Source organism: Brachymonas sp. KE5 (assembly GCF_057773645.1).
This window is the reverse complement of record NZ_CM173463.1, coordinates 184341-202218: the sequence shown is the minus strand read 5'-3', so window position 1 is coordinate 202218 and position 17878 is coordinate 184341. Positions and strand designations below refer to the sequence as shown.

The following is a 17878-nucleotide window of genomic DNA, read 5'->3' as shown; positions in this document are numbered from 1 at the left end:
GGTGCACTGCCCTGACAAGAAAAAGCCATTGTATTGACAACATGGCAACCTTTTGCAGCCATGGACATGCCGGAGATGCGTCAAGCTTGATTCCACCCTGCATCGAAATAGTCGCTATCCACATGCTGGATGGCAATGGTTTTGACCGTGGCAACGCCGACACCATGCTCCACCATTAGTCGGGCCAGTTGTGGTCCATCGATCAGAACCACTTTCTGATTCTGGAGACGCATCGCGAACTCGCGCGCATCCCGGGAAAATCCAGCGCTGGTAATGAATACCCCCTTGACGGCGCCAGCTCCTGTCAATGCGCCCAGGAACTGCTGCACTTCCGGTCGTCCCACGTTCTGCTCGGTATAGCGTTTGGCCTGGACATAAATCGAACTCAAACCCAGCTTGTCCTCGTGCACCAGCCCGTCAATACCTCCATCGCCCGTATATCGGGTGACATGACCTGATGATTCATCAAACCCATAGCCCATGGCCAGCAGCAAATCGACCACCAGACGTTCGAACTGCTGGGGTGTAACCTGCTTGACGCGCTCCAATACATCGGCGCGCAACTCCGTAGCCAGGGACTCGACTGCTGCATCCAGCGCTTCTTCTGGCGGCACGGGTGGAATACCCTGCTGCACCTCGGAGGAGAACGCTAGAGATGGTTGAGGCAGCTCAATGAAATCTCCCCCAGCGTTTACGAGTCGCCTTCCAACGTCTGTTATCTGGACCATGCCCCGATCTGGAATCGAGATAGCGCCATCATCTTTCAGGTGCTGCCGCGCCCAGCGCACCAGATTCTCGAACTTCAAAGCACCCGAAGCATGTCGTACCGCCAGGTCTTCAGGGCTCAACTGGAATCGATTCGCCAGTTCCGGCACGGTCTCACGCAACAATCGCGGACGACCGTCCTGCAACACCTCAAGCAAGCCCTGCTTAATGACACTGACTTTCGGAATTGTCATGAATCAGAATCCTTTTTTACTTTCGCTCTGGGATGCGCCGCATCGTAGACCTTCGCCAGATGCTGGAAGTCCAGCCGCGTGTAGATCTGCGTGGTGCTGATGTTGGCATGGCCGAGCAGTTCCTGCACCGCGCGCAGGTCGCCGCTGGATTGCAGCACGTGGCTGGCATAGGAATGACGCAGCATGTGCGGGTGCACGGGGGTGGCCAGGCCGGCCTGCTGGCTGCGCTGGCGCAGCTTCTGCCAGATGGACTGGGCGGTGAGGCGGGTGCCGTTGCGGCCGATCAGCAGGGCCGGCGTGCGCTGCGCCACCGGCAGCGCCGAGCGGGCCTCCAGCCAGGCGCGCGCCGCGGCGATAGCCTGGCTGCCGAGTGGCACGCTGCGGCGCTTGCTGCCCTTGCCCAGCACGTGGGCCTGGGCGTCGTCCAGATCCAGCCAGCCGCGGGCGTCAGGCCCGGCGGCGGCATCCAGGCCGACCAGTTCGCCGACACGCAGGCCGGCGCCGTAGAGCAGCTCCACTATCAGGGTATCGCGCAGCTCCTGCCAGCCGCTGTCAGCATCCGGCCTGGCTGCCACCGGCTTGTGGAAATCCGCCAGCTGCATCGCGGCATCGACCGGCAATGCCTTGGGCAGCGGCTTGGGCGCCTTGGGCGCACGCACACCCTCGATCGGGTTGTGCGCGATCAGGCGCTCCTGCGCCAGCCAGTGGTAGAAGCCGCGCCAGCCGGACAGGATCAGCGCGATGCCGCGCGGACTGCGGCCCTGGCTGTGCATGGTGGCGATCCAGCGGCGTACGTGGGCAGATTGCACCTGCACCAGCCTCTGGCCGGCGGCGGCGGCAAAGTCCTGCAGCTTGTGCAGGTCTTCCTGGTACAGGGTGACGGTGCGCGCGGCCAGGCGCTTCTCGAAGCGGACGAAATCCAGGTAGCGCAGCACCAGCGGATCGGCGACGAGGTTTGCGTCGGGACTGGCAGGGGCTTGCGCGGGGGACATGACGTGCTTGAGCGACGATGAGCCCGGTTACCGGCTCTCGCTCGTAACGCTCTCTACCGGTTCCATGGTGGGCGCTGTCCCTGCGCCGTCCGCGGCTCCGGAGGAGGCGTCCCCAACAGCGGGTGCGACAGCCGCCATCCGGGCCGCACCGGCCGCGACGGTGGCATCGGCTGCCGGCGCGGCTTCTGCCACGGATGGCGCCGTGCCCGTGCCGGATGGCCCCGGCGTCGTCAGCCGCGACAGCGCTGCACTGGCGATCTCGGCAATGCGCTCCAGGAAATCCGTCGCCATGTCTTCCTGATAGCGCTGGGTATCGGGCGACGCCAGCACCAGCATGCCGAAGGCCGGCGCGCGCGGCTGTCCGGCCGGGCGCAGCGGCAGCAAGGCCAGCGAGGCCGCCTGCGTGGGCTCTTCCAGCCACTTCACGGCTTCCACGCCCACATGCATGCCGCAGTACGGTGCGCTCAGGGACGAGGCGAAGTTGCGCGCATCGGCGCTCACGCCCTGGGCGAAGGGCTGATCGGCAAATTCGGGCGTGACGCCCCAGACGCGCAGCGCCGCCTGCGGCACCATGAACACGTCGCGCATGTCGTTGCAGATCTTGCCGGGCAGCGCGTTCAGGTCGTGCTCCAGATACAGGCCGGTGGCCCATTTAAGCAGGCGGTTGGTTGTCACACTGTTGTTGCTGCCGTGGCGGATCATTTCCACCAGGCGATGCTCCAGCACCTTGATCTTGTCGCGCAGCATCTCGGCCTGGCGCTCATGCAGGCTGACCACGCGCTGGCCGTGCGCGCTGCCCAACTGCACGGCAGACAGCAGCTCGGCATTGCGCTCGAAGAAGCCAGGGTTCTGGATCAGGAATTCGGCGATATCGCGCTCGGTAATGGGGGCAAATTCGTTGGCGTTCATGCAGGAACCTTGGAAACATCCGGAAGCCAGGGGTGGTCTGGCAGATCAATTTCACCGTGGTACACGGTGGTGGCGGGGCCGCTCATCAGCACGGGCGCATCCCCGCCCTGCCAGGCAATGCGCAGGGTGCCGCCCAGTGCATCCACCTGCACCGGCGAATCGAGCAGGCCCAGGCGAATGCCCGCGACCACGGCGGCGCAGGCGCCGGTGCCGCAAGCCAGCGTTTCGCCAGCCCCGCGCTCGTACACGCGCAGCCGGACGTGGCCGCGATCGAGCACCTGCAGGAAGCCGACGTTGACACTGTTCGGGAAGGCCGGCAAGGCCTGCACGGCGGGGCCGACAGCCTGCACCGGCGCCGCCATCACGTCGTCCACCAGCAGCACGGCATGGGGATTGCCCATGGAAACCAGCGCCACCTCCACAGGGGCGCCAATGCCGGCAGCGGACAGGTCCAGACGCCAGAGTTCGGCCTCGCCCTGCAAGCGCTGCGTCAGGCCATCGGCAACGAAGGGCAACGCGGCCGGGTCCAGACGGGGCGCGCCCATGTCCACAGTCACCAGGCCATCGGGCAGCGCTTCGAGTTCGATGATGCCGTGTTGCACCTGCACGCGGATGCGCGCCTTGTCGGTCATGCCTTGCTCCTGCACGAAGCGCACGAAGCAGCGCGCGCCATTGCCGCACTGCTCCACCTCGCCGCCATCGGCGTTATGGATGACATAGGCGAAGTCGACGCCGGGCTGCGTGGCCGGGCGCACGGTCAGGATCTGGTCGGCACCCACGCCGTAGCGGCGGTCGCCCAGAAAGCGGTAGTGCTCGGGACGCAGGTGGTAGCGGGTGCGCGTTTCGTCCAGCACGACGAAATCATTGCCCGCCCCCTGCATCTTGCTAAAGGGAATTCGCATCACGGCATTATCAATCAAGGCATGGCGCTGCGCCGGGGCACCACAGTTTGTGGCATAGTTTTCAGCTGTCTTTACCAGAAGTATTCATGCCATGCCCCGCCCCAGCCAGCAACTCCATCCCGCAGTCCCGACCCTGAACCCGCGCCTGGCCGCCACCGTGCTGCTGCTGCGCGATGGCCCGCAAGGCATGGAAGTGCTGATGACGCGGCGATCGGCCAAGGCCAGCTTTGCCGCCAGCCTGTATGTGTTTCCTGGCGGTGCCGTGGATGCCGCCGATGCCGAAGCGCCGAAACAGCCGGGCCTGGTGCACCAGCGCAGCGGCCAGGGCGGCGAGCAGCTGACCTGGGCCCTGGCCGCGCTGCGCGAGAGTTTCGAGGAAGTGGGTGTGCTGCTCGCCCGTCGTGCCGATGGTTCGCCCGCCACACAGGTGGAGGTGGACCAGCTCGATGCCAGCATCGGCCGCCGCAACACGGCCGAGGCCTTCTACCAGGCCTGCGCGCAGATGGGCCTGCAGCTGATGGTGGACCAGGTCTTCGTGCTGGCACGCTGGATCGGTCCGCTGGACATTCCCAAACGCTTCGACACGCCTTTCCTGGTCGCGCGCATGCCGGCCGGCCAGACCGTGCAGACGGACGAGCACGAGCAGTTCCAGGCCCGCTGGGTCCGTCCTGCCGAAGCGCTGGAACTGCATGAGAAGAAGCAGTTCGCCATCATGTTCCCGACCGAGCGTACGCTGCGCCGCATTGCACACTTTGAAACGGTCGATGCCCTGCTCGACGCCTGCAGCGAGGAGCCCCTCTGGACCTACTGCCCGCGCGGTGCCCTGGACAACGGCAAGGAGGCCCGCATCGTCAACGATGAACTGGCCTTTGGCGAAATCGGCCTGGTCACGCCGCACGGTCAGGTGGCGCACACGCTGGAATGGCAGCACGAGCGCCCCGTGCCGCTGCTGCGCAACGTCCGGCGCCTGACCGCACCCAACGCCAACCGCATGACGGGCCCCGGCACCAACAGCTACATCGTCGGCACCGAGGCCAGCGGCTACGCGGTGATCGATCCCGGCCCGGCACTGGATACGCACCAGCAGAAGCTGCTGGAGGCCACCGGCGGCGATGTGCGCTTAATCATCTGCACGCACTCCCACCCCGACCACAGCCCCGGCGCCGTGCTGCTGCAGCAGCTGTGCGCCATGATGGCCGAGAAGCCCACGCCGCCGATCTATGGCGTGCCGCACGGCCCGGATGCGCGTGCCGACAGCCAGTTCCTGCCGGATGAAGTGCTGGCGGACGGCCAGACCCTGCTGCTGGAAGAGCCGGACGGCACCCGGCACACGCTGCAGGCCATCCTCACGCCCGGCCATACCGCCAACCATGTGTGCCTGGCGCTGCTGGAGGACGAGCTGCTATTCAGCGGGGACCACATCCTCAATGGCAGCACCACCATCATCGATCCGCCGGACGGCAACATGGGCGACTACCTGGCCTCGCTGGACAAGCTGGAGCGCGCCTGCGAGGAGCAGGAGCTGGAGTTCATCCTGCCGGCGCACGGCTATGCGATGCAGCATGCCACCACCGTGATCGAAGGCCTGCGCGCGCACCGGCTGGCGCGCGAGGCGCGGGTGGCGGCAGCCATGGAACAGCTGCCGGATGGCGCGCCGGAGGATTGGGTGCCGCTGGCCTACTCCGACACGCCCGAGGCACTGTGGCCGCTGGCGCGGCGCTCGCTGATCGCGCATGTGGAGCATATCCGCGCCAAGCGGGGCGAGGCGTAAGGCTACTTCGGTGTGCGCGGCTTTCTGCCGCATCTGACGCGCGGGTGGGCCCAGCTTAGGCCGTGCCCCCGTGGCGGGCCTGCTGCGCCTCGCGCAGCCAGCGTGCCAGCGGCCCGATACGCAGGGGCAGCTGCTCCAGCAAGCCGCCAAACCATTCGGAGGCCAGCACCTGGTATTCGTTGCAGCGTGCGGCCGCAATCGCATCGCCCTGCACCATGGCCGTGGCGGGGTGGCACATCAGCACATCGCCGTGCCGGGCGTGCAGCAGCCAGGCGCCGAGTAGCTGCTGGTAGCGCACGCCGTCGCCCTGGAAATCGTACACACCCGACAGCGCCCGGTTGGTGGCAAAGCCGTAGGTGGTGGCCATGCGCCGCAGGGCCGGGCGTCCCAGTGCGGCAATCACCGCCGCCTTGAACGCGTTGGCGACCCCGGCGCTCAGGCCCAGCGCCGGCCGGGTGTCGCGCAGCCAGGGGCGTTGTGCGGGATCGGGGTAACGTTGGAGCAGTTCGTCCAGCAGGGCCTCGCGCACCATGGGCAGCTGGTGCACATGCTGGTGGCCGTCGACAAAGGCCGGGGGCTGCTGCCAGGCCCGTTCGAAGGCATCGAGCTGGCGCCTCACCTCGCTGGCCAGCCAGGACGGATCGAGCCGGCGTGTATAGCTCGCCACGATCAACTGGCGCAGCGGCAGCTTGGCGCGGCTTTCGCTGGCCAGCGCCGCTTCGGTCAGGTCAAGATGCAGGCCGACGTCGATGTGGCCGGCAGGCTGGGCATGCAGGGCAGCCGCACCTGCCGTCCATGCGGGGCCGTCGACCATGGCGCCTGTGGCGCCGATGCGCCCAAGTTCCAGCAGATGCAGCACGGCATCGTTGATGGCGGCGTGCAGCCCGAAGTCGTCCACGCACAGGCAGACGCAGGGCAACGGATGCGCCATGTCGCTGCGCGGTGCGGCCGCGGCGTCGCTCGGCAAGGAAGGATCAGCACTCATTGGGCGATTGTGGCATGGGCGCCGAATTACAGCATGGAGCAGCCGGGAGCGAAGCCAGCGCAGGCATAGAATGGCCGCTTCGATCATTTTGCCCTGCTTGCTGCACCATGCTTCACCTCCTGCCCCCGCCACTGCGCTTCATTGTCGTGGGCTGCTGCGCGGCAGCCGTACACTGGGGCGTGGTGCGCCTGCTGGTGGAGGCAGGCTGGCTGCGCCCGCTGCCGGCCAATGTGCTGGGCTGGATGGTTGCCTTCGGCGTCTCGTTTGCCGGCCATGCCCTCTGGACCTTTGCCGAACACGGCGCGCCCTGGCGGCAGGCGCTGCCGCGCTTTCTTGCGGTGTCTGCCGCCGGCTTCGCGGTCAATCAGGGCGCCTATGCGCTGGCGCTGCAATGGCTGCCCTGGCGCTACGACTTGCTGCTGGCGATCGTGCTGCTGGCGGTGGCTGCGGGCACCTATGTGCTCGGCAAGCTGTGGGCGTTCCGCTCGGCGACGCATCGGCATTGAGGCCTCTCCCTGGTGGCGGGCACGTGCGGCCTACTGCAGTGTCACATCATCCGGCAGCGGATCGGGCAGATCGGGATGGACCGTGTTGGCCCCACCCGAGAGCGGATACAGCGTGTTGCGGCGCTTGCGCGGCAGGCCGCTGCCGTGCTCTTCCGACACGATGTAGACCGGCCGGCGCTTGACCTCCTCGAAGATGCGCGCAATGTATTCGCCCATCACGCCGAGCGACATCATCTGCAAGCCCGAGAACAGCAGGATGCAGACGATCAGCGTGCTCCAGCCCGACACGTGGTTGCCCCAGATGAAATAGGACAGCACGACCCAGGAGCCGTAGAGGAACGCCACCACGGCGGCGAGCAGGCCGATCAGCGTGACCACGCGCAGCGGCCAGGTGGTGAAGGCCGTCATGCCATCGATGGCGAAATGCAGCAGCTTGATGGCGTTGAAGTGCGACAGCCCGCTTTCGCGGGTGAGTGGTTGATAGGGAATGGCCACGGTACGGAAGCCCGCCCAGGCATACAGCCCTTTCATGAAACGGTTGCGCTCGGGCAGGCGGCGCAGCGCCAGCACGACCTTGCGATCCATCAGGCGGAAATCGCCGGCGTCGGGGGGTATGCCGAAACGGGCACCGCGGTTGACGGCACGGTAGAACAGGCGGGTGCCGATCTGCTTGAGCGGCTTTTCGTCCTCGCGGTGGCTGCGGATGGCATATACCACCTCGGCGCCCTCGCGCCAGTGCTGCAGCATCACCGGAATCAGGGAAGGCGAATGCTGAAGGTCGGCGTCCATGATGATGACGGCATCGCCGTGCGCCATGTCGATGCCAGCCGTGATCGCCGCTTCCTTGCCGAAGTTGCGCGAGAAATGCACGGCGCGCACCCCCCTGATCTGCTCGCTCAGGCTCGCCAGCGTGTCGAAGGTATGGTCACGGCTGCCGTCGTTGACGACGATGATTTCCCACGCCATCCCGGTGCGATCCAGTTCATCGTGCAGCATGGGCAGCAGCCGTGCGAGATTGTCCGCCTCGTTATAGGCCGGAATCACGCAGGACAGGGTGCCGGCAGACTTCGAGGAATCAGCAGAAGTGGAGGCCTTGTTGGGCATGGACAGCAATCACTGTGGGACAGGGATGTTTCATCATAGCGCAGGGCATGGCGGCTGGCCTGGCTGGGGCATTTGAACCGTCCACTGCACGGCGGTGATGCCGCCTCCGAGATTCTCGACTCGGCCGCCAACGGCCGAAGGCGGCACTGGCGGCAGCGGAACTGCGTTGCGGTATTCCACCTCGATCTTCACAGCGCCGCAGCGGGCCACCAGGTCTTGCGGCACCCACGGGCTCCAGCGGTAGTTGTTGCTGAGCAGCACCAGTGGGCGCTCTGGCAGATTCAGCGAAATCGCGCCCGTTTCCTTGCTGGGTCCGATCAGCACGCGCACCGTTCCGTCCAGCGCCTTATGCACCTGCGGCGCCATGGCGGCCGCCACGCGCGCGGCATCGAAATTGCGCCAGGCGCGGTTGCGGAATCCGGACAGGCCGTAGGACGAGGTCAGCACCACCTGCAGCATGAGTAGCGCCTGCAGCACGATGAAGATGCACAGCACCGGGCGAGCCAGCACTGCCGGCCAGTCAATACGACGGGCCAGCAGCATGGCGCCTGCCATGCAGGCCGGCAGGTATGCCACACCCCAATGGCGCTGCAGCACAGAGCCGAACAGCAGACCCATCAGCAACATCAGCAACAGAGGCAGGCCGCCCCAGGCCAGCAGAAAGAAGGCCGGACTGACAGGCGTTTTGGCCTGGGTGGAAACCACGCCGACGGCTGAGGGGCTTGCGCCGGAGGGGCGGCGCCGGCGCCAGAGCCAAACGCCCAGTCCCAGCAGCAAGCCGGAGAGTATGCCGCGCGTCAGCAGTTGCTCGACCAGCCACAGCAGACTGCCGCCGACACCGTCCAGCCCCGCCTCGCCGGCGGCCACCGACGTGCTCATGGCATAGTCGATCGTATCGGTACCATGCTGCCACTGCCACCAGGCATGCGGCGCAAACACCAGCATGGAAATCACCCCGGCCAGGAACAGGCCGCCCAATTGCACCGGATCCTTCCAGCCGCGCGCGCGCCACCACACCAGCAGCAGCGCCGCCACCGACAGGCCGATCTGGTACTTGGCCAGCGCCCCGGCGCCGAGTGACAGTCCCAGGAGCGCCCACCAGGTCCAGCGGCGCTGTTCCAGCGCCAGCCAGGCAGCCACTGCGCTCAGTACCGTGAACAGCAGCAGCGTGGTGTTGTGGTTGTAGAAATGCAGCCGCCCGCCGATATTGGTGATACACAGCATGGCCAGCAGCGCGATGGTGGCGAACCGGCTGTCGTGCATGCGGCGCAGCAACCACCAGAGCAGGCCCAATGCACCGAGCGTGAGCGTCGCGCCCAGCACGTAGGTGACCCAGCCATGCAGGCCGAAGAGTTGCACCAGTGGCCAGAGCAGCACGGTTGTCAGCGGCGGATGCTTGTAGTAGCCCCACTCCAGCTTGCGCACCCAGATCAGCTGTTCGATGTTGTCCATCGGCGGCACCAGCACCGTGCCGCCATGCACCAGCAGCCAGAGCGCACCGTAGACCAGCAGGAACAAGCCGATCCAGCGCGCACGGATGGGCGCGCGCGCGTCGGCAATTGCACGGAGAAAGGGGAACATCATGGGCGGAGGGTCTGCCGCAAAAAATGCGCGAACCGGAAAAGAAAGTGTGAAGTCTGCCGATAAGCCGGATTCTGTGCACAGCGGTTGCCCGCTGCGTGACCGCCATTCATCTGGGCCGGGGGTCGCCCACCCGGCTCGGTGCTACCTACCCGCCAGCTCTGCGGAACCACATCAACGCTGGCCTACTTGGTATTGCTGCGCGCAGAGATTGCCCGTTTCACCCGCACTCAAGCGGCTCGTCTCTGTTGCTCTGATCCTCACCTCGCGGTGGAGAGGTGTTACCTCCTGCGCTGTCCTGTGCAGTCCGGACGTTCCTCCAGTGCCGTGTTTCCACGTTGGCACCAGCGGCGGTCTGGCAGGCTTCACGCTGCGCATTATCCCAGAGGGATGACAGCAGCGCCAGCGTATCCGATAATTGATGCTTTGCTTGATTGCCACAAGCCCATCATGATCCGACTCTCCGAAATCCGGCTGCCGCTCGACAGCAGCGATGCCGATCTGCGCCAGGCCGTGGCCGATGTCCTGGGCCTGCCCCCCGCCGACCTGGGCGACGTGCATGTGCACAAGCGCAGCTTTGATGCCCGCAAGAAGCAGCTGCAGCAGGTGTTCATCGTCGATGTGACGCTGGCCGACGCCTGCAGCAGCAGCGTGGAGGCACTGCTGCAGCGCCACGCCGGCAACGCCCACATCCAGCCCACGCCCGACATGCGCTGGTACGCCCCCGCGCACGCCCCGGCGCACCTGACGGAGCGCCCGGTGGTGATCGGCTTCGGCCCCTGCGGCATGCTGGCGGCGCTGGCGCTGGCGCAGATGGGTTTCAAGCCCATCGTGCTGGAGCGCGGCAAGACCGTGCGCGAGCGCACCAAGGACACCTGGGGCCTGTGGCGCAAGCAGGTGCTCACGCCCGAGAGCAACGTGCAGTTCGGCGAGGGCGGCGCCGGCACCTTCAGCGACGGCAAGCTCTACAGCCAGATCAAGGATCCGCGCCACCTGGGCCGCAAGGTGATGGAGGAATTCGTCAAGGCAGGCGCGCCGGAAGACATCCTCTATGTGGCCAGGCCGCACATCGGTACCTTCCGCCTGGTGAAGGTGGTGGAGAATATCCGCGCGCAGATCGAGGCGCTGGGCGGCGAAGTGCGCTTCCAGCAGCGCGTGGACGATATCGTGCGCGATGCGGGCGGCGCCTTGCAGGCGCTGCAGGTGCACGACCTTGCCCGCGGGAGCGACTACGAACTGCCGGCACGCCATGCCATCTTCGCGCTGGGCCACAGCGCGCGCGACAGCTTCACCATGCTGTTCGAGCACGGCGTGCCCATGCAAGCCAAACCCTTCTCCGTCGGTTTCCGCATCGAGCATCCGCAAAGCCTGATCGACCAGGCGCGCTGGGGCGTGCACGCCGGCCATCCGCTCCTGGGCGCGGCGGATTACAAGCTGGTGCATCACGCGAGCAATGGCCGCGCCGTGTACAGCTTCTGCATGTGCCCGGGCGGCACCGTGGTGGCCGCCACCAGCGAGCCGGGCCGCGTGGTCACCAATGGCATGAGCCAGTATTCGCGCGCCGAACGCAATGCCAACGCCGGCATGGTGGTCGGCATCACGCCGGCGGATTTTCCGCAACTGGATCCCGACCGGCCCGCCGCCGAGGCGCTAGCCAGGGCCGAGCAGCTGTCGCCGGCCGTGCTGGAGCGTGACGGCGTGGGCTCGGGCCGCAGTCCGGCGCATCCGCTGGCCGGCATCGCCCTGCAGCGCATTCTGGAGAGCCAGGCCTTCCGCATGGGTGGCGGCGACTACCGCGCACCCGGCCAGACCGTGGGCGATTTCCTGGAGCAGCGCCCGTCTACGCAACTGGGTGCGGTCGAGCCCTCCTACAAGCCGGGCGTGACGCTGACCGACCTGTCGCGCGCCCTGCCCCACTACGCCATCTACGCCATGCGCGAGGCCCTGCCCGCCTTCGGCCGCAAGATCCGCGGCTACGACTGGAGCGACGCCATGCTCACCGGCGTGGAAACGCGCACCTCCTCCCCCATCCATATCGACCGCGACCGCGAAACGCTGCAGAGTCCGGGCGTGCCCGGCCTGTACCCGGCCGGCGAAGGCGCGGGCTATGCCGGCGGCATCCTGTCCGCGGCCGTGGATGGCATCAAGGTGGCGGAAGCTTTAGCTGTCGCAATGACGAAACAGTAAACCGAATTTTTACCCCGCGTTGCGGCGCCACTCTATACAATCGCGCTTCTTTCGCATTTCTTTCCTGACCAAGGACCGTCAATGCCCCGTCATACCCTGCTGAATGGCAAGATCCATCGCGCCACCGTTACCCACTGCGAACTGCACTACGAAGGCTCCTGCGCCATCGACGAAAACCTGCTGGAAGCTTCCGGCATCCGCGAATTCGAGCAGATCGACATCTGGAACATCAACAACGGCGAACGCTTCACCACCTACGCCATCAAGGGCGAGCGTGGCAGCGGCATGATTTCCGTGAACGGCTCGGCCGCACGCCGTGCCGCCAAGGGCGACCTGGTGATCATCGCTGCCTTCGTGCAGCTGGAAGCCAGCGAAATCGCCGCGCACAAGCCGCAACTGGTGTTCGTGGACGAGAACAACCGCCAGATCGAGCTGCGCTCGCATATCCCGACGCAGGAGATGGAAGAGGCCTGAGCCTGCTTTTTTTTCCAACAGGAAGGGCTGCATCCTTGCGGGTGCAGCCCTTCCTGCTTGTGGCGTCTTCGGTGATCAGTCACCGCGTGCCGGCTAGAGCTTCTTCGCGCCCATCACGCCGAGCACCAGCATGATCAGGAACAGCACCACGAAGACGATGAACAGAATCTTCGCAATGCCGGCAGCGCCGGCCGAGATGCCGGTAAAGCCGAAAATGCCCGCAACAAAGGCGATGATGGCAAAGATGATGGCCCACTTGAGCATGATGACCTCCTGGTTGAGTGGATCGCCCGGCGCCGCTTGACGCCTGACATGCTTTCACTCTAGTTTGTCCCGTGCACAGCCTCCATCAGCGCAGGGCGCTGCCCCCGGTAGGATCACGCCGACAGGGCCGGCTCGCACCAGTGCGCGGGCAAGGCACGCGCCACCGTCACGCCCTGCCTGGCGAGGCGCTTGCGCAGGCGCAGCACGTAGCCGTCCTTGCTCAGCAGCAGGGCCTGATGCAGCAGCGCCAGGTCGATGAAGCACTGGTCATCGGCATCCTTGCAGATCACCTCGCAGCGCGGCGCCGGCTCCATCCATTGCACCCGGGCATCCATGGCGGCCAGCACGGCCTCGTTCTCGCGGCCGTGGTAGGCGGCGCGCCTGGCGATCTGCGGGTAGTGCAGTACGCGCGCCAGTTCCTCGCGCATGCGCGGCGTGGCCAGCCATTGCAGCCGGCCCTGCTGCAGCGCCTCGCGCAGCGGCACAACGGCAGGTTCCTCGAACACCAGCAGGTCGAGCACGATGTTGGTGTCGATGACGACAGGCTGCATCAGAACTCCGGCACCGGGTTCGGCCCGCCGTCCACCTGCTCGTACAGGCCGTCGTTCAGACGGAACAGCTGGGTTTCCTGCACCGTCTGGCGCTCGCCGCGCACGGTGGATACCAGGCCCTTGAAGCGGATGGAGACATCGGCGCTGGCAGCCTCGCGCGAGATCGGATGCACTTCGCCGCGCACGTCGAAGCAGCTGTGGCTGTCGATCGCGGCGCTGGCGGCGGCAGAAGCGGGTGTGGCCGGGTCCGCAGCCGCCGGGCGGCGGCGCTGGCGCGGCCCGCTGCGCTGCGGCGACAGCCGCGCATCGCAATCGGCATAGGCGGCACGGTTATTGCCGGCCAGACGCGACTGCAAGGCCAGCGCCATGCCTTCGGGTTGCAGCAGATAGCCATGCAGCCAGCTGCCGCAGGTGCCCTGCCAGCAGCTTTCGGATTCGAAGGTGAGCAGGTAGCGCTCGGGAGCCAGTTTGTAGACCTGGCTGTCGCCGGCGCTGCCTTCGTAGCCGACTGCGTCGACGTAGGGCAGGAAGCGGCTGACCTGCCATTGCTCTTCGCCGGCAGCACGCGGCTTTTCAGGGCTGTTCTTCCCGGCCGCCGCACGCGAATAGAATACGGCGCCCAGCACAGCCTGGCTGGTCTGCCTGCGCGCCGGGCGGCCCTCCCCGTCAGCCGGCACCGACTCGAACACCAGCACGGCCCGGGTGTCATTGAGGCGCACCACTTCGCGCGGGATCGTCACGACGGCAGTACGCTGCAGCGCCACCGGCAGGGGGTGGCTGGCTGCCGTCAGGGGAGGCAGCGGCGCCAGCGGCTCGCTGGCCGGCAACATGACGCTGGGAAGACGTGCCTCCTGCGCCGGCGGCAGCATCAGGTTGGCACGCCAGCGCACCTGCTGGGTGTCTATCACCTGTTGCTGGCTGCCGAAGGCGGCGTCCATCAGCGCGTTGAGATGCAGGGAACTGGCCACGCCATTGTTGGGCGGCGTCAACGCATCGCCGCTGCCGCGCTCGCAGCCTGCTAGCGACAGGGCCAATGCCAGCGCCGCAGCGGCCTGAAGCAGTCGCGCGCCCAGCCGTGTTGCCCTGCCCTGTGCGCTCACTGGCCGGCACCTCCCGGGCCGGTCACCGTGGCGTCGCCCGCGCTTGCGTCACGCGGCGCGCGCGTCTGCATGGAGCCTGCCACCAGGTCGAAGCGGAACAGGCGGCACTCGATCGGGCCGTTCCACATCGGGATCTTGCGCGTTTCCTTCAGGCGCATGCGGCGCGGCAGGTCGCGATCGGGGGTCAGCATCCATGCGGTCCAGCCGGTGTAGTGCTTCTTCCAGTGGCTGGCCAGGCGGGCGAAGAAATCGTCATCTTCGCTGCCGGCGGCCATGATGGCGCTTTCGCGGCCGCCCCGGCTGGCGGCAGCCTCGCGCAGCGTGCCGGTGCCCAGGGTGCCGCCGACGCGGTGCACGCGCGGCGCGCTGCGGGCACGCTCCTCGGCGCGCTGGCCGGCCACACCGGCCGCGGCAATGCGCTCGCCGTAGGGCGGGTTGACCAGCAGGATGCCGGGCGCATCAGTAGGCGGCATGCGCTGCAGGGCATCGCCGCCGCGCAGCTGCACGGCATGTGCCACGCCGGCGCGCTGGGCATTGCGCTGGGCAAAGTCGACCATGCGGTGCGCCACGTCGCTGCCGAACACCAGCAGCGGGCCATCGCGCAGTTCGGCGGCGCGCGCCTCCTGGCGCAACTGCTGCCAGACATGGGCCTGGAACGGCAGCAGACGCTCGAAACCGAATCGGCGCTGCGCGCCCGGCGCCATGCGGCATGCCATCTGCGCCGCCTCCACGACGATGGTGCCGCTGCCGCAGCAGGGGTCATACAGCGGCTGGCCGGTTTCGGGCCTCCAGCCGCTGGCGGCGATCATGGCGGCGGCCAGCGTTTCCTTGAGTGGCGCATCGCCCTTGTCCTCGCGCCAGCCGCGCTTGAACAGCGGCTCGCCCGAGGTGTCGATGTACAGCGCCATGCGGTCATTGGTGAGGTGGGCAAAGATGCGCACGTGCGGCCACTGGGTATCCACGCTGGGGCGGCTGCCGGCGCGGGCGCGGAAGCGGTCGGCCACGGCATCCTTGATCCTGAGCGCGGCAAAGTTCAGGCTCTTGAGCGGGCTGCGCTGCGCCGTGATGTCGATGCGGAAAGTCTGCTGTGGCGTGAACCACATTTCCCAAGCGATGGCCGAGGCGGCTTCGTACAGGTCGGCCTCGTTCTGGTAGGGCGTGCGCGAGAGCTGCACCAGCACGCGCTGGGCCAGCCGGCTGTGCAGGTTGAGCTGCAGCGCGTTACGCCAGCTGCCCTGCACCAGCACTCCGGCGCGCAGGGCCTGGATCTGGCCCGGCGGCAGTGCCGTGATGGCCGCGACTTCGTCGGCCAGATAGCCCTCGACGCCAGCGGCGCAGGGCAGGAACAGGTGCAAGGCATTCATGGGCGATACCTTACCAGACTCTGACGTTTTTCTGCTGCCAAATCGCGGACTTGGCCCCGAAAAATCGCACTCCCGCCAGCCTGCGGCACTGGCAGGTGGCGCCCGCTTTGCCCGACAATGGCAGGATGTCTGTCTCTACTGCCCCCGAACTGCCTCCCCTCGACCAGACCTGCCCCCGCTGCGGCCAGCCGAACCGCTGCGCCATCGCCGCCGGCGCACCCGCCGATAGCTGCTGGTGCATGCAGGAGCCGCCCGCCCTGTGCCACGTGCCGGCATCTGCCGGCAGCCACGCCGCCCCGACCGCCTGCTACTGCCAGGCCTGCCTGCGCTCCCGACCAACCTCCTGACGCCCGGAAAGACCGCCATGTGCCAGCTGCTCGGCATGAACTGCAACACCCCGACCGACATCACCTTCAGCTTCAGCGGCTTTGCCCAGCGCGCCGGCGTTACGGACCACCATAGCGACGGCTGGGGCATTGCCTTTTTCGAAGGCACGCCCGGCAGCACGCCGCAGGCCGGGCCGGACAAGGGCCTGCGCCTGTACGTGGACAACCAGGCCGCCAGCACCTCGCCGGTGGCGCAGCTGATCCGCCACTACCCGATCCAGAGCCGCAACGTGATCGCGCATATCCGCAAGGCCACGCAGGGCCCGGTGGCCCTGGAGAATTGCCACCCGTTCGTGCGCGAGCTGTGGGGCCGTTACTGGGTGTTTGCGCACAACGGCAATCTGGAGAACTTTCAGCCCCATCTGCACAGCCACTTCCGCCCGGTGGGCGATACCGACAGCGAACGCGCCTTCTGCTGGATCATGCAGGAGATCGCCAAGGCGCATGCCTGCATGCCGCCGGTGGAAGAATTGACGCGCACGCTGCGCGAACTGATGCCGCCGCTGGCGCGGCATGGCACCTTCAACATGCTGCTGTCCAACGGCGAAGCACTATGGGCGCATGCCAGCACGCACCTGCACTACGTCGTGCGGCAACACCCGTTCACCACGGCCCAGTTGCGGGATGAAGACCTGGAGATCGATTTCGCCCGGCACACCACACCGCAGGACCGCGTGGCGGTGATCGCCACGCAGCCGCTCACCAGCAACGAGGCATGGACGCCCTTCTGCTGCGGCGAACTGCGCGTGTTCGTGGACGGGCAGCCGCTGGACTAGCCCCGTCGCACCATCAGGAGCGCGGCTTCTCGGCCGGCGCCTTGGCGGCAGCAGGCCGCTTGACCGCCGGCTTGCGCGCTGCAGCCGGCTTGGCGGCTGCCTTGGGGCTTCCCGCGGTACTGGTGCCGGCAGCCGCCGCGGCGCGGGGCGCCGTCCTGGCGGCCGTTGCCGGTTTGGCCGCCTTGCCGGGGGCTGTCTTTGCAGCGCCCGCTGCCGCCTTGGGCTTGGCCGCAGCAGGTTTGCGCGCGGTGGTGGCACGCGCCGCCGGCTTGGCAGGCTTGACCGAAGACGCCGCCGGTTCTGCCGCGGCAACCCCGGCCGCCACTTCCGGCATCGCCGCAGCCACCTGCTGCGCCATTTCCTCCTGGGCCTTCAGGAACTCGGCCTGACGCTGCAGCACGTCTTCCTGGGCCTGCTGGGCAATGCTCTGGAAGGTCTGCATCATGCTGCCCCACCACTGGCCGGCCTGGGCAAAAGCCGCGTTCAGCGGGGACTCGCCTGCTTCGGCTGCCGCCTCGTCCCCGGAGGCTGCCCCCTGTGCCGCCTGCACCGGCACCTCATGCCAGGTCACGGCAGACGCCGGGACGGCTGCGGATTCCTGCGCCGGCGCCTCGGGCACGGCCGCCTTGACGGCCTGCGTCACGCTGGAAACGGTGTCGGCCACGCCTTGCTGGAACACCTGCGCCATGTCGTTCAGGCCGACATTCATGTCCTTGAGCGTGGTCAGCGTCATCTTCTGCACTTCGAGTGCCTGGATGGTGGCCTTGAGCGCAGTGGTGTTCTGTTCCAGCCAGAACTGTACGGTGCGCAACTCCTGGATGCGGCGCTCGACCTCTTCGGGATCCACCGTGGGCGCCACCCACTGCGCAGGCGAGGGCATCATGCTGCGCGGCTGCGTGATCTGCTTGAGAAAGTCGAAGCCGGGAACGAACTTGCTGAAGTCGAAGCCTACTGCGTTGATGTTCATCTGCACTCTCCTGCCTGGCCGCCGTGCGGCGAATGGTGATGGTCGAAAGCATACTGCATGCGCATGACGCGTGCCAAGCCGGACAAGCCCCGGCCGCCCG

At 67.0% G+C, this 17878-nt stretch carries 18 protein-coding genes and 1 other RNA gene; 6 read left to right on the top strand and 13 right to left on the bottom strand.

Features of this window, described 5'->3' with window-relative positions; translation table 11 throughout:
* Nucleotides 1-80 precede the first annotated feature (80 nt).
* Genes ACX36O_RS01025 through dapF form a run of 4 tightly spaced genes read right to left on the bottom strand, consistent with a single transcriptional unit; the run spans nt 81 to nt 3762 of the window.
* The gene (locus ACX36O_RS01025) at nt 81-959 is read right to left on the bottom strand and encodes a restriction endonuclease (protein WP_488359919.1); all 879 of its coding nucleotides are present in this window, start codon (nt 957-959) and stop codon (nt 81-83) included.
* Nucleotides 956-1951, bottom strand: a complete 996-nt coding sequence (locus ACX36O_RS01020) for a tyrosine-type recombinase/integrase (RefSeq protein ID WP_213362418.1) — start codon at nt 1949-1951, stop codon at nt 956-958. The genes ACX36O_RS01025 and ACX36O_RS01020 overlap by 4 nt, the downstream gene beginning before the upstream one ends.
* Before the next feature lie 27 nt (nt 1952-1978).
* Complete coding sequence (locus ACX36O_RS01015) at nt 1979-2860, bottom strand: DUF484 family protein (protein WP_349772158.1); 882 nt, start codon at nt 2858-2860, stop codon at nt 1979-1981.
* A complete protein-coding gene (gene dapF / locus ACX36O_RS01010; protein ID WP_488359918.1) occupies nt 2857-3762 on the bottom strand; it encodes a diaminopimelate epimerase in 906 nt (301 codons plus the stop codon). The genes ACX36O_RS01015 and dapF overlap by 4 nt, the downstream gene beginning before the upstream one ends.
* A 91-nt stretch (nt 3763-3853) precedes the next feature.
* Between dapF and ACX36O_RS01005 the strand changes: the two genes are divergently transcribed.
* Nucleotides 3854-5533, top strand: a complete 1680-nt coding sequence (locus tag ACX36O_RS01005) for an MBL fold metallo-hydrolase (RefSeq protein WP_213362416.1) — start codon at nt 3854-3856, stop codon at nt 5531-5533.
* Nucleotides 5534-5588: 55 nt separating this feature from the next.
* On the opposite strand, the gene ACX36O_RS01000 is transcribed toward ACX36O_RS01005, so the two are convergent.
* A complete protein-coding gene (locus ACX36O_RS01000; RefSeq protein WP_213362415.1) occupies nt 5589-6518 on the bottom strand; it encodes a ChbG/HpnK family deacetylase in 930 nt (309 codons plus the stop codon).
* 107 nt (nt 6519-6625) lie between these two features.
* Here ACX36O_RS01000 and ACX36O_RS00995 point away from each other — a divergent pair, with 107 nt between their 5' ends.
* Nucleotides 6626-7024 carry a GtrA family protein gene (locus ACX36O_RS00995; protein ID WP_213362413.1) on the top strand — a complete coding sequence of 133 codons (399 nt, stop codon included), beginning with the start codon at nt 6626-6628 and terminating at the stop codon, nt 7022-7024.
* A 30-nt stretch (nt 7025-7054) separates the two neighbouring features.
* Here the strand turns inward: ACX36O_RS00995 and ACX36O_RS00990 are convergent, their stop codons facing one another.
* From ACX36O_RS00990 to rnpB, 3 genes are all read right to left on the bottom strand, one after another.
* On the bottom strand, nt 7055-8128 hold the full coding sequence (locus ACX36O_RS00990; protein ID WP_371699240.1) for a glycosyltransferase family 2 protein: 1074 nt from the start codon (nt 8126-8128) through the stop codon (nt 7055-7057).
* 33 nt (nt 8129-8161) lie between these two features.
* Nucleotides 8162-9712: an ArnT family glycosyltransferase gene (locus ACX36O_RS00985; RefSeq protein WP_213362410.1), complete on the bottom strand. Its 1551-nt coding sequence runs from the start codon at nt 9710-9712 to the stop codon at nt 8162-8164.
* A gap of 44 nt (nt 9713-9756) precedes the next feature.
* Nucleotides 9757-10076, bottom strand: an RNA gene (gene rnpB, locus ACX36O_RS00980) — RNase P RNA component class A.
* An 83-nt stretch (nt 10077-10159) separates the two neighbouring features.
* Here rnpB and ACX36O_RS00975 point away from each other — a divergent pair.
* Complete coding sequence (locus ACX36O_RS00975) at nt 10160-11896, top strand: NAD(P)/FAD-dependent oxidoreductase (RefSeq protein ID WP_488359917.1); 1737 nt, start codon at nt 10160-10162, stop codon at nt 11894-11896.
* An 81-nt stretch (nt 11897-11977) separates the two neighbouring features.
* Complete coding sequence (gene panD / locus ACX36O_RS00970) at nt 11978-12370, top strand: aspartate 1-decarboxylase (protein WP_488359916.1); 393 nt, start codon at nt 11978-11980, stop codon at nt 12368-12370.
* A 93-nt stretch (nt 12371-12463) separates the two neighbouring features.
* Here the strand turns inward: panD and ACX36O_RS00965 are convergent, their stop codons facing one another.
* The 4 genes from ACX36O_RS00965 to ACX36O_RS00950 form a co-directional block, all read right to left on the bottom strand.
* Nucleotides 12464-12634 carry a DUF1328 domain-containing protein gene (locus ACX36O_RS00965; protein ID WP_213362407.1) on the bottom strand — a complete coding sequence of 57 codons (171 nt, stop codon included), beginning with the start codon at nt 12632-12634 and terminating at the stop codon, nt 12464-12466.
* A 113-nt stretch (nt 12635-12747) separates the two neighbouring features.
* Nucleotides 12748-13185 (bottom strand): putative toxin-antitoxin system toxin component, PIN family, encoded by a 438-nt coding sequence (locus ACX36O_RS00960; RefSeq protein WP_213362406.1) that lies wholly within the window; start codon nt 13183-13185, stop codon nt 12748-12750.
* Entirely contained in the window at nt 13185-14285 is a 1101-nt protein-coding gene (locus ACX36O_RS00955; RefSeq protein WP_213362405.1) for a hypothetical protein, read from the bottom strand. The genes ACX36O_RS00960 and ACX36O_RS00955 overlap by 1 nt, the downstream gene beginning before the upstream one ends.
* Entirely contained in the window at nt 14282-15649 is a 1368-nt protein-coding gene (locus ACX36O_RS00950) for a THUMP domain-containing class I SAM-dependent RNA methyltransferase (RefSeq protein ID WP_371686942.1), read from the bottom strand. The genes ACX36O_RS00955 and ACX36O_RS00950 overlap by 4 nt, the downstream gene beginning before the upstream one ends.
* A gap of 125 nt (nt 15650-15774) precedes the next feature.
* On the opposite strand from ACX36O_RS00950, the gene ACX36O_RS00945 reads away from it, so the two are divergent.
* A complete protein-coding gene (locus ACX36O_RS00945) occupies nt 15775-15996 on the top strand; it encodes a cysteine-rich CWC family protein (protein WP_488359915.1) in 222 nt (73 codons plus the stop codon).
* A gap of 17 nt (nt 15997-16013) precedes the next feature.
* The gene (locus ACX36O_RS00940) at nt 16014-16811 is read left to right on the top strand and encodes a class II glutamine amidotransferase (protein WP_213362402.1); all 798 of its coding nucleotides are present in this window, start codon (nt 16014-16016) and stop codon (nt 16809-16811) included.
* A gap of 13 nt (nt 16812-16824) precedes the next feature.
* Here ACX36O_RS00940 and ACX36O_RS00935 read toward each other — a convergent pair whose 3' ends face one another.
* Nucleotides 16825-17778, bottom strand: a complete 954-nt coding sequence (locus ACX36O_RS00935; RefSeq protein ID WP_488359914.1) for a PhaM family polyhydroxyalkanoate granule multifunctional regulatory protein — start codon at nt 17776-17778, stop codon at nt 16825-16827.
* Between the last annotated feature and the right edge of the window lie 100 nt (nt 17779-17878).

Coding starts and splice junctions, on each gene's coding strand:
- ACX36O_RS01025 (WP_488359919.1), bottom strand. CDS start 959: ATGACAATTCCGAAAGTCAGTGTCATTAAGCAGGGCTTGCTTGAGGTG.
- ACX36O_RS01020 (WP_213362418.1), bottom strand. CDS start 1,951: ATGTCCCCCGCGCAAGCCCCTGCCAGTCCCGACGCAAACCTCGTCGCC.
- ACX36O_RS01015 (WP_349772158.1), bottom strand. CDS start 2,860: ATGAACGCCAACGAATTTGCCCCCATTACCGAGCGCGATATCGCCGAA.
- dapF (WP_488359918.1), bottom strand. CDS start 3,762: ATGCGAATTCCCTTTAGCAAGATGCAGGGGGCGGGCAATGATTTCGTC.
- ACX36O_RS01005 (WP_213362416.1), top strand. CDS start 3,854: ATGCCCCGCCCCAGCCAGCAACTCCATCCCGCAGTCCCGACCCTGAAC.
- ACX36O_RS01000 (WP_213362415.1), bottom strand. CDS start 6,518: ATGAGTGCTGATCCTTCCTTGCCGAGCGACGCCGCGGCCGCACCGCGC.
- ACX36O_RS00995 (WP_213362413.1), top strand. CDS start 6,626: ATGCTTCACCTCCTGCCCCCGCCACTGCGCTTCATTGTCGTGGGCTGC.
- ACX36O_RS00990 (WP_371699240.1), bottom strand. CDS start 8,128: ATGCCCAACAAGGCCTCCACTTCTGCTGATTCCTCGAAGTCTGCCGGC.
- ACX36O_RS00985 (WP_213362410.1), bottom strand. CDS start 9,712: ATGATGTTCCCCTTTCTCCGTGCAATTGCCGACGCGCGCGCGCCCATC.
- ACX36O_RS00975 (WP_488359917.1), top strand. CDS start 10,160: ATGATCCGACTCTCCGAAATCCGGCTGCCGCTCGACAGCAGCGATGCC.
- panD (WP_488359916.1), top strand. CDS start 11,978: ATGCCCCGTCATACCCTGCTGAATGGCAAGATCCATCGCGCCACCGTT.
- ACX36O_RS00965 (WP_213362407.1), bottom strand. CDS start 12,634: ATGCTCAAGTGGGCCATCATCTTTGCCATCATCGCCTTTGTTGCGGGC.
- ACX36O_RS00960 (WP_213362406.1), bottom strand. CDS start 13,185: ATGCAGCCTGTCGTCATCGACACCAACATCGTGCTCGACCTGCTGGTG.
- ACX36O_RS00950 (WP_371686942.1), bottom strand. CDS start 15,649: ATGAATGCCTTGCACCTGTTCCTGCCCTGCGCCGCTGGCGTCGAGGGC.
- ACX36O_RS00945 (WP_488359915.1), top strand. CDS start 15,775: ATGTCTGTCTCTACTGCCCCCGAACTGCCTCCCCTCGACCAGACCTGC.
- ACX36O_RS00940 (WP_213362402.1), top strand. CDS start 16,014: ATGTGCCAGCTGCTCGGCATGAACTGCAACACCCCGACCGACATCACC.
- ACX36O_RS00935 (WP_488359914.1), bottom strand. CDS start 17,778: ATGAACATCAACGCAGTAGGCTTCGACTTCAGCAAGTTCGTTCCCGGC.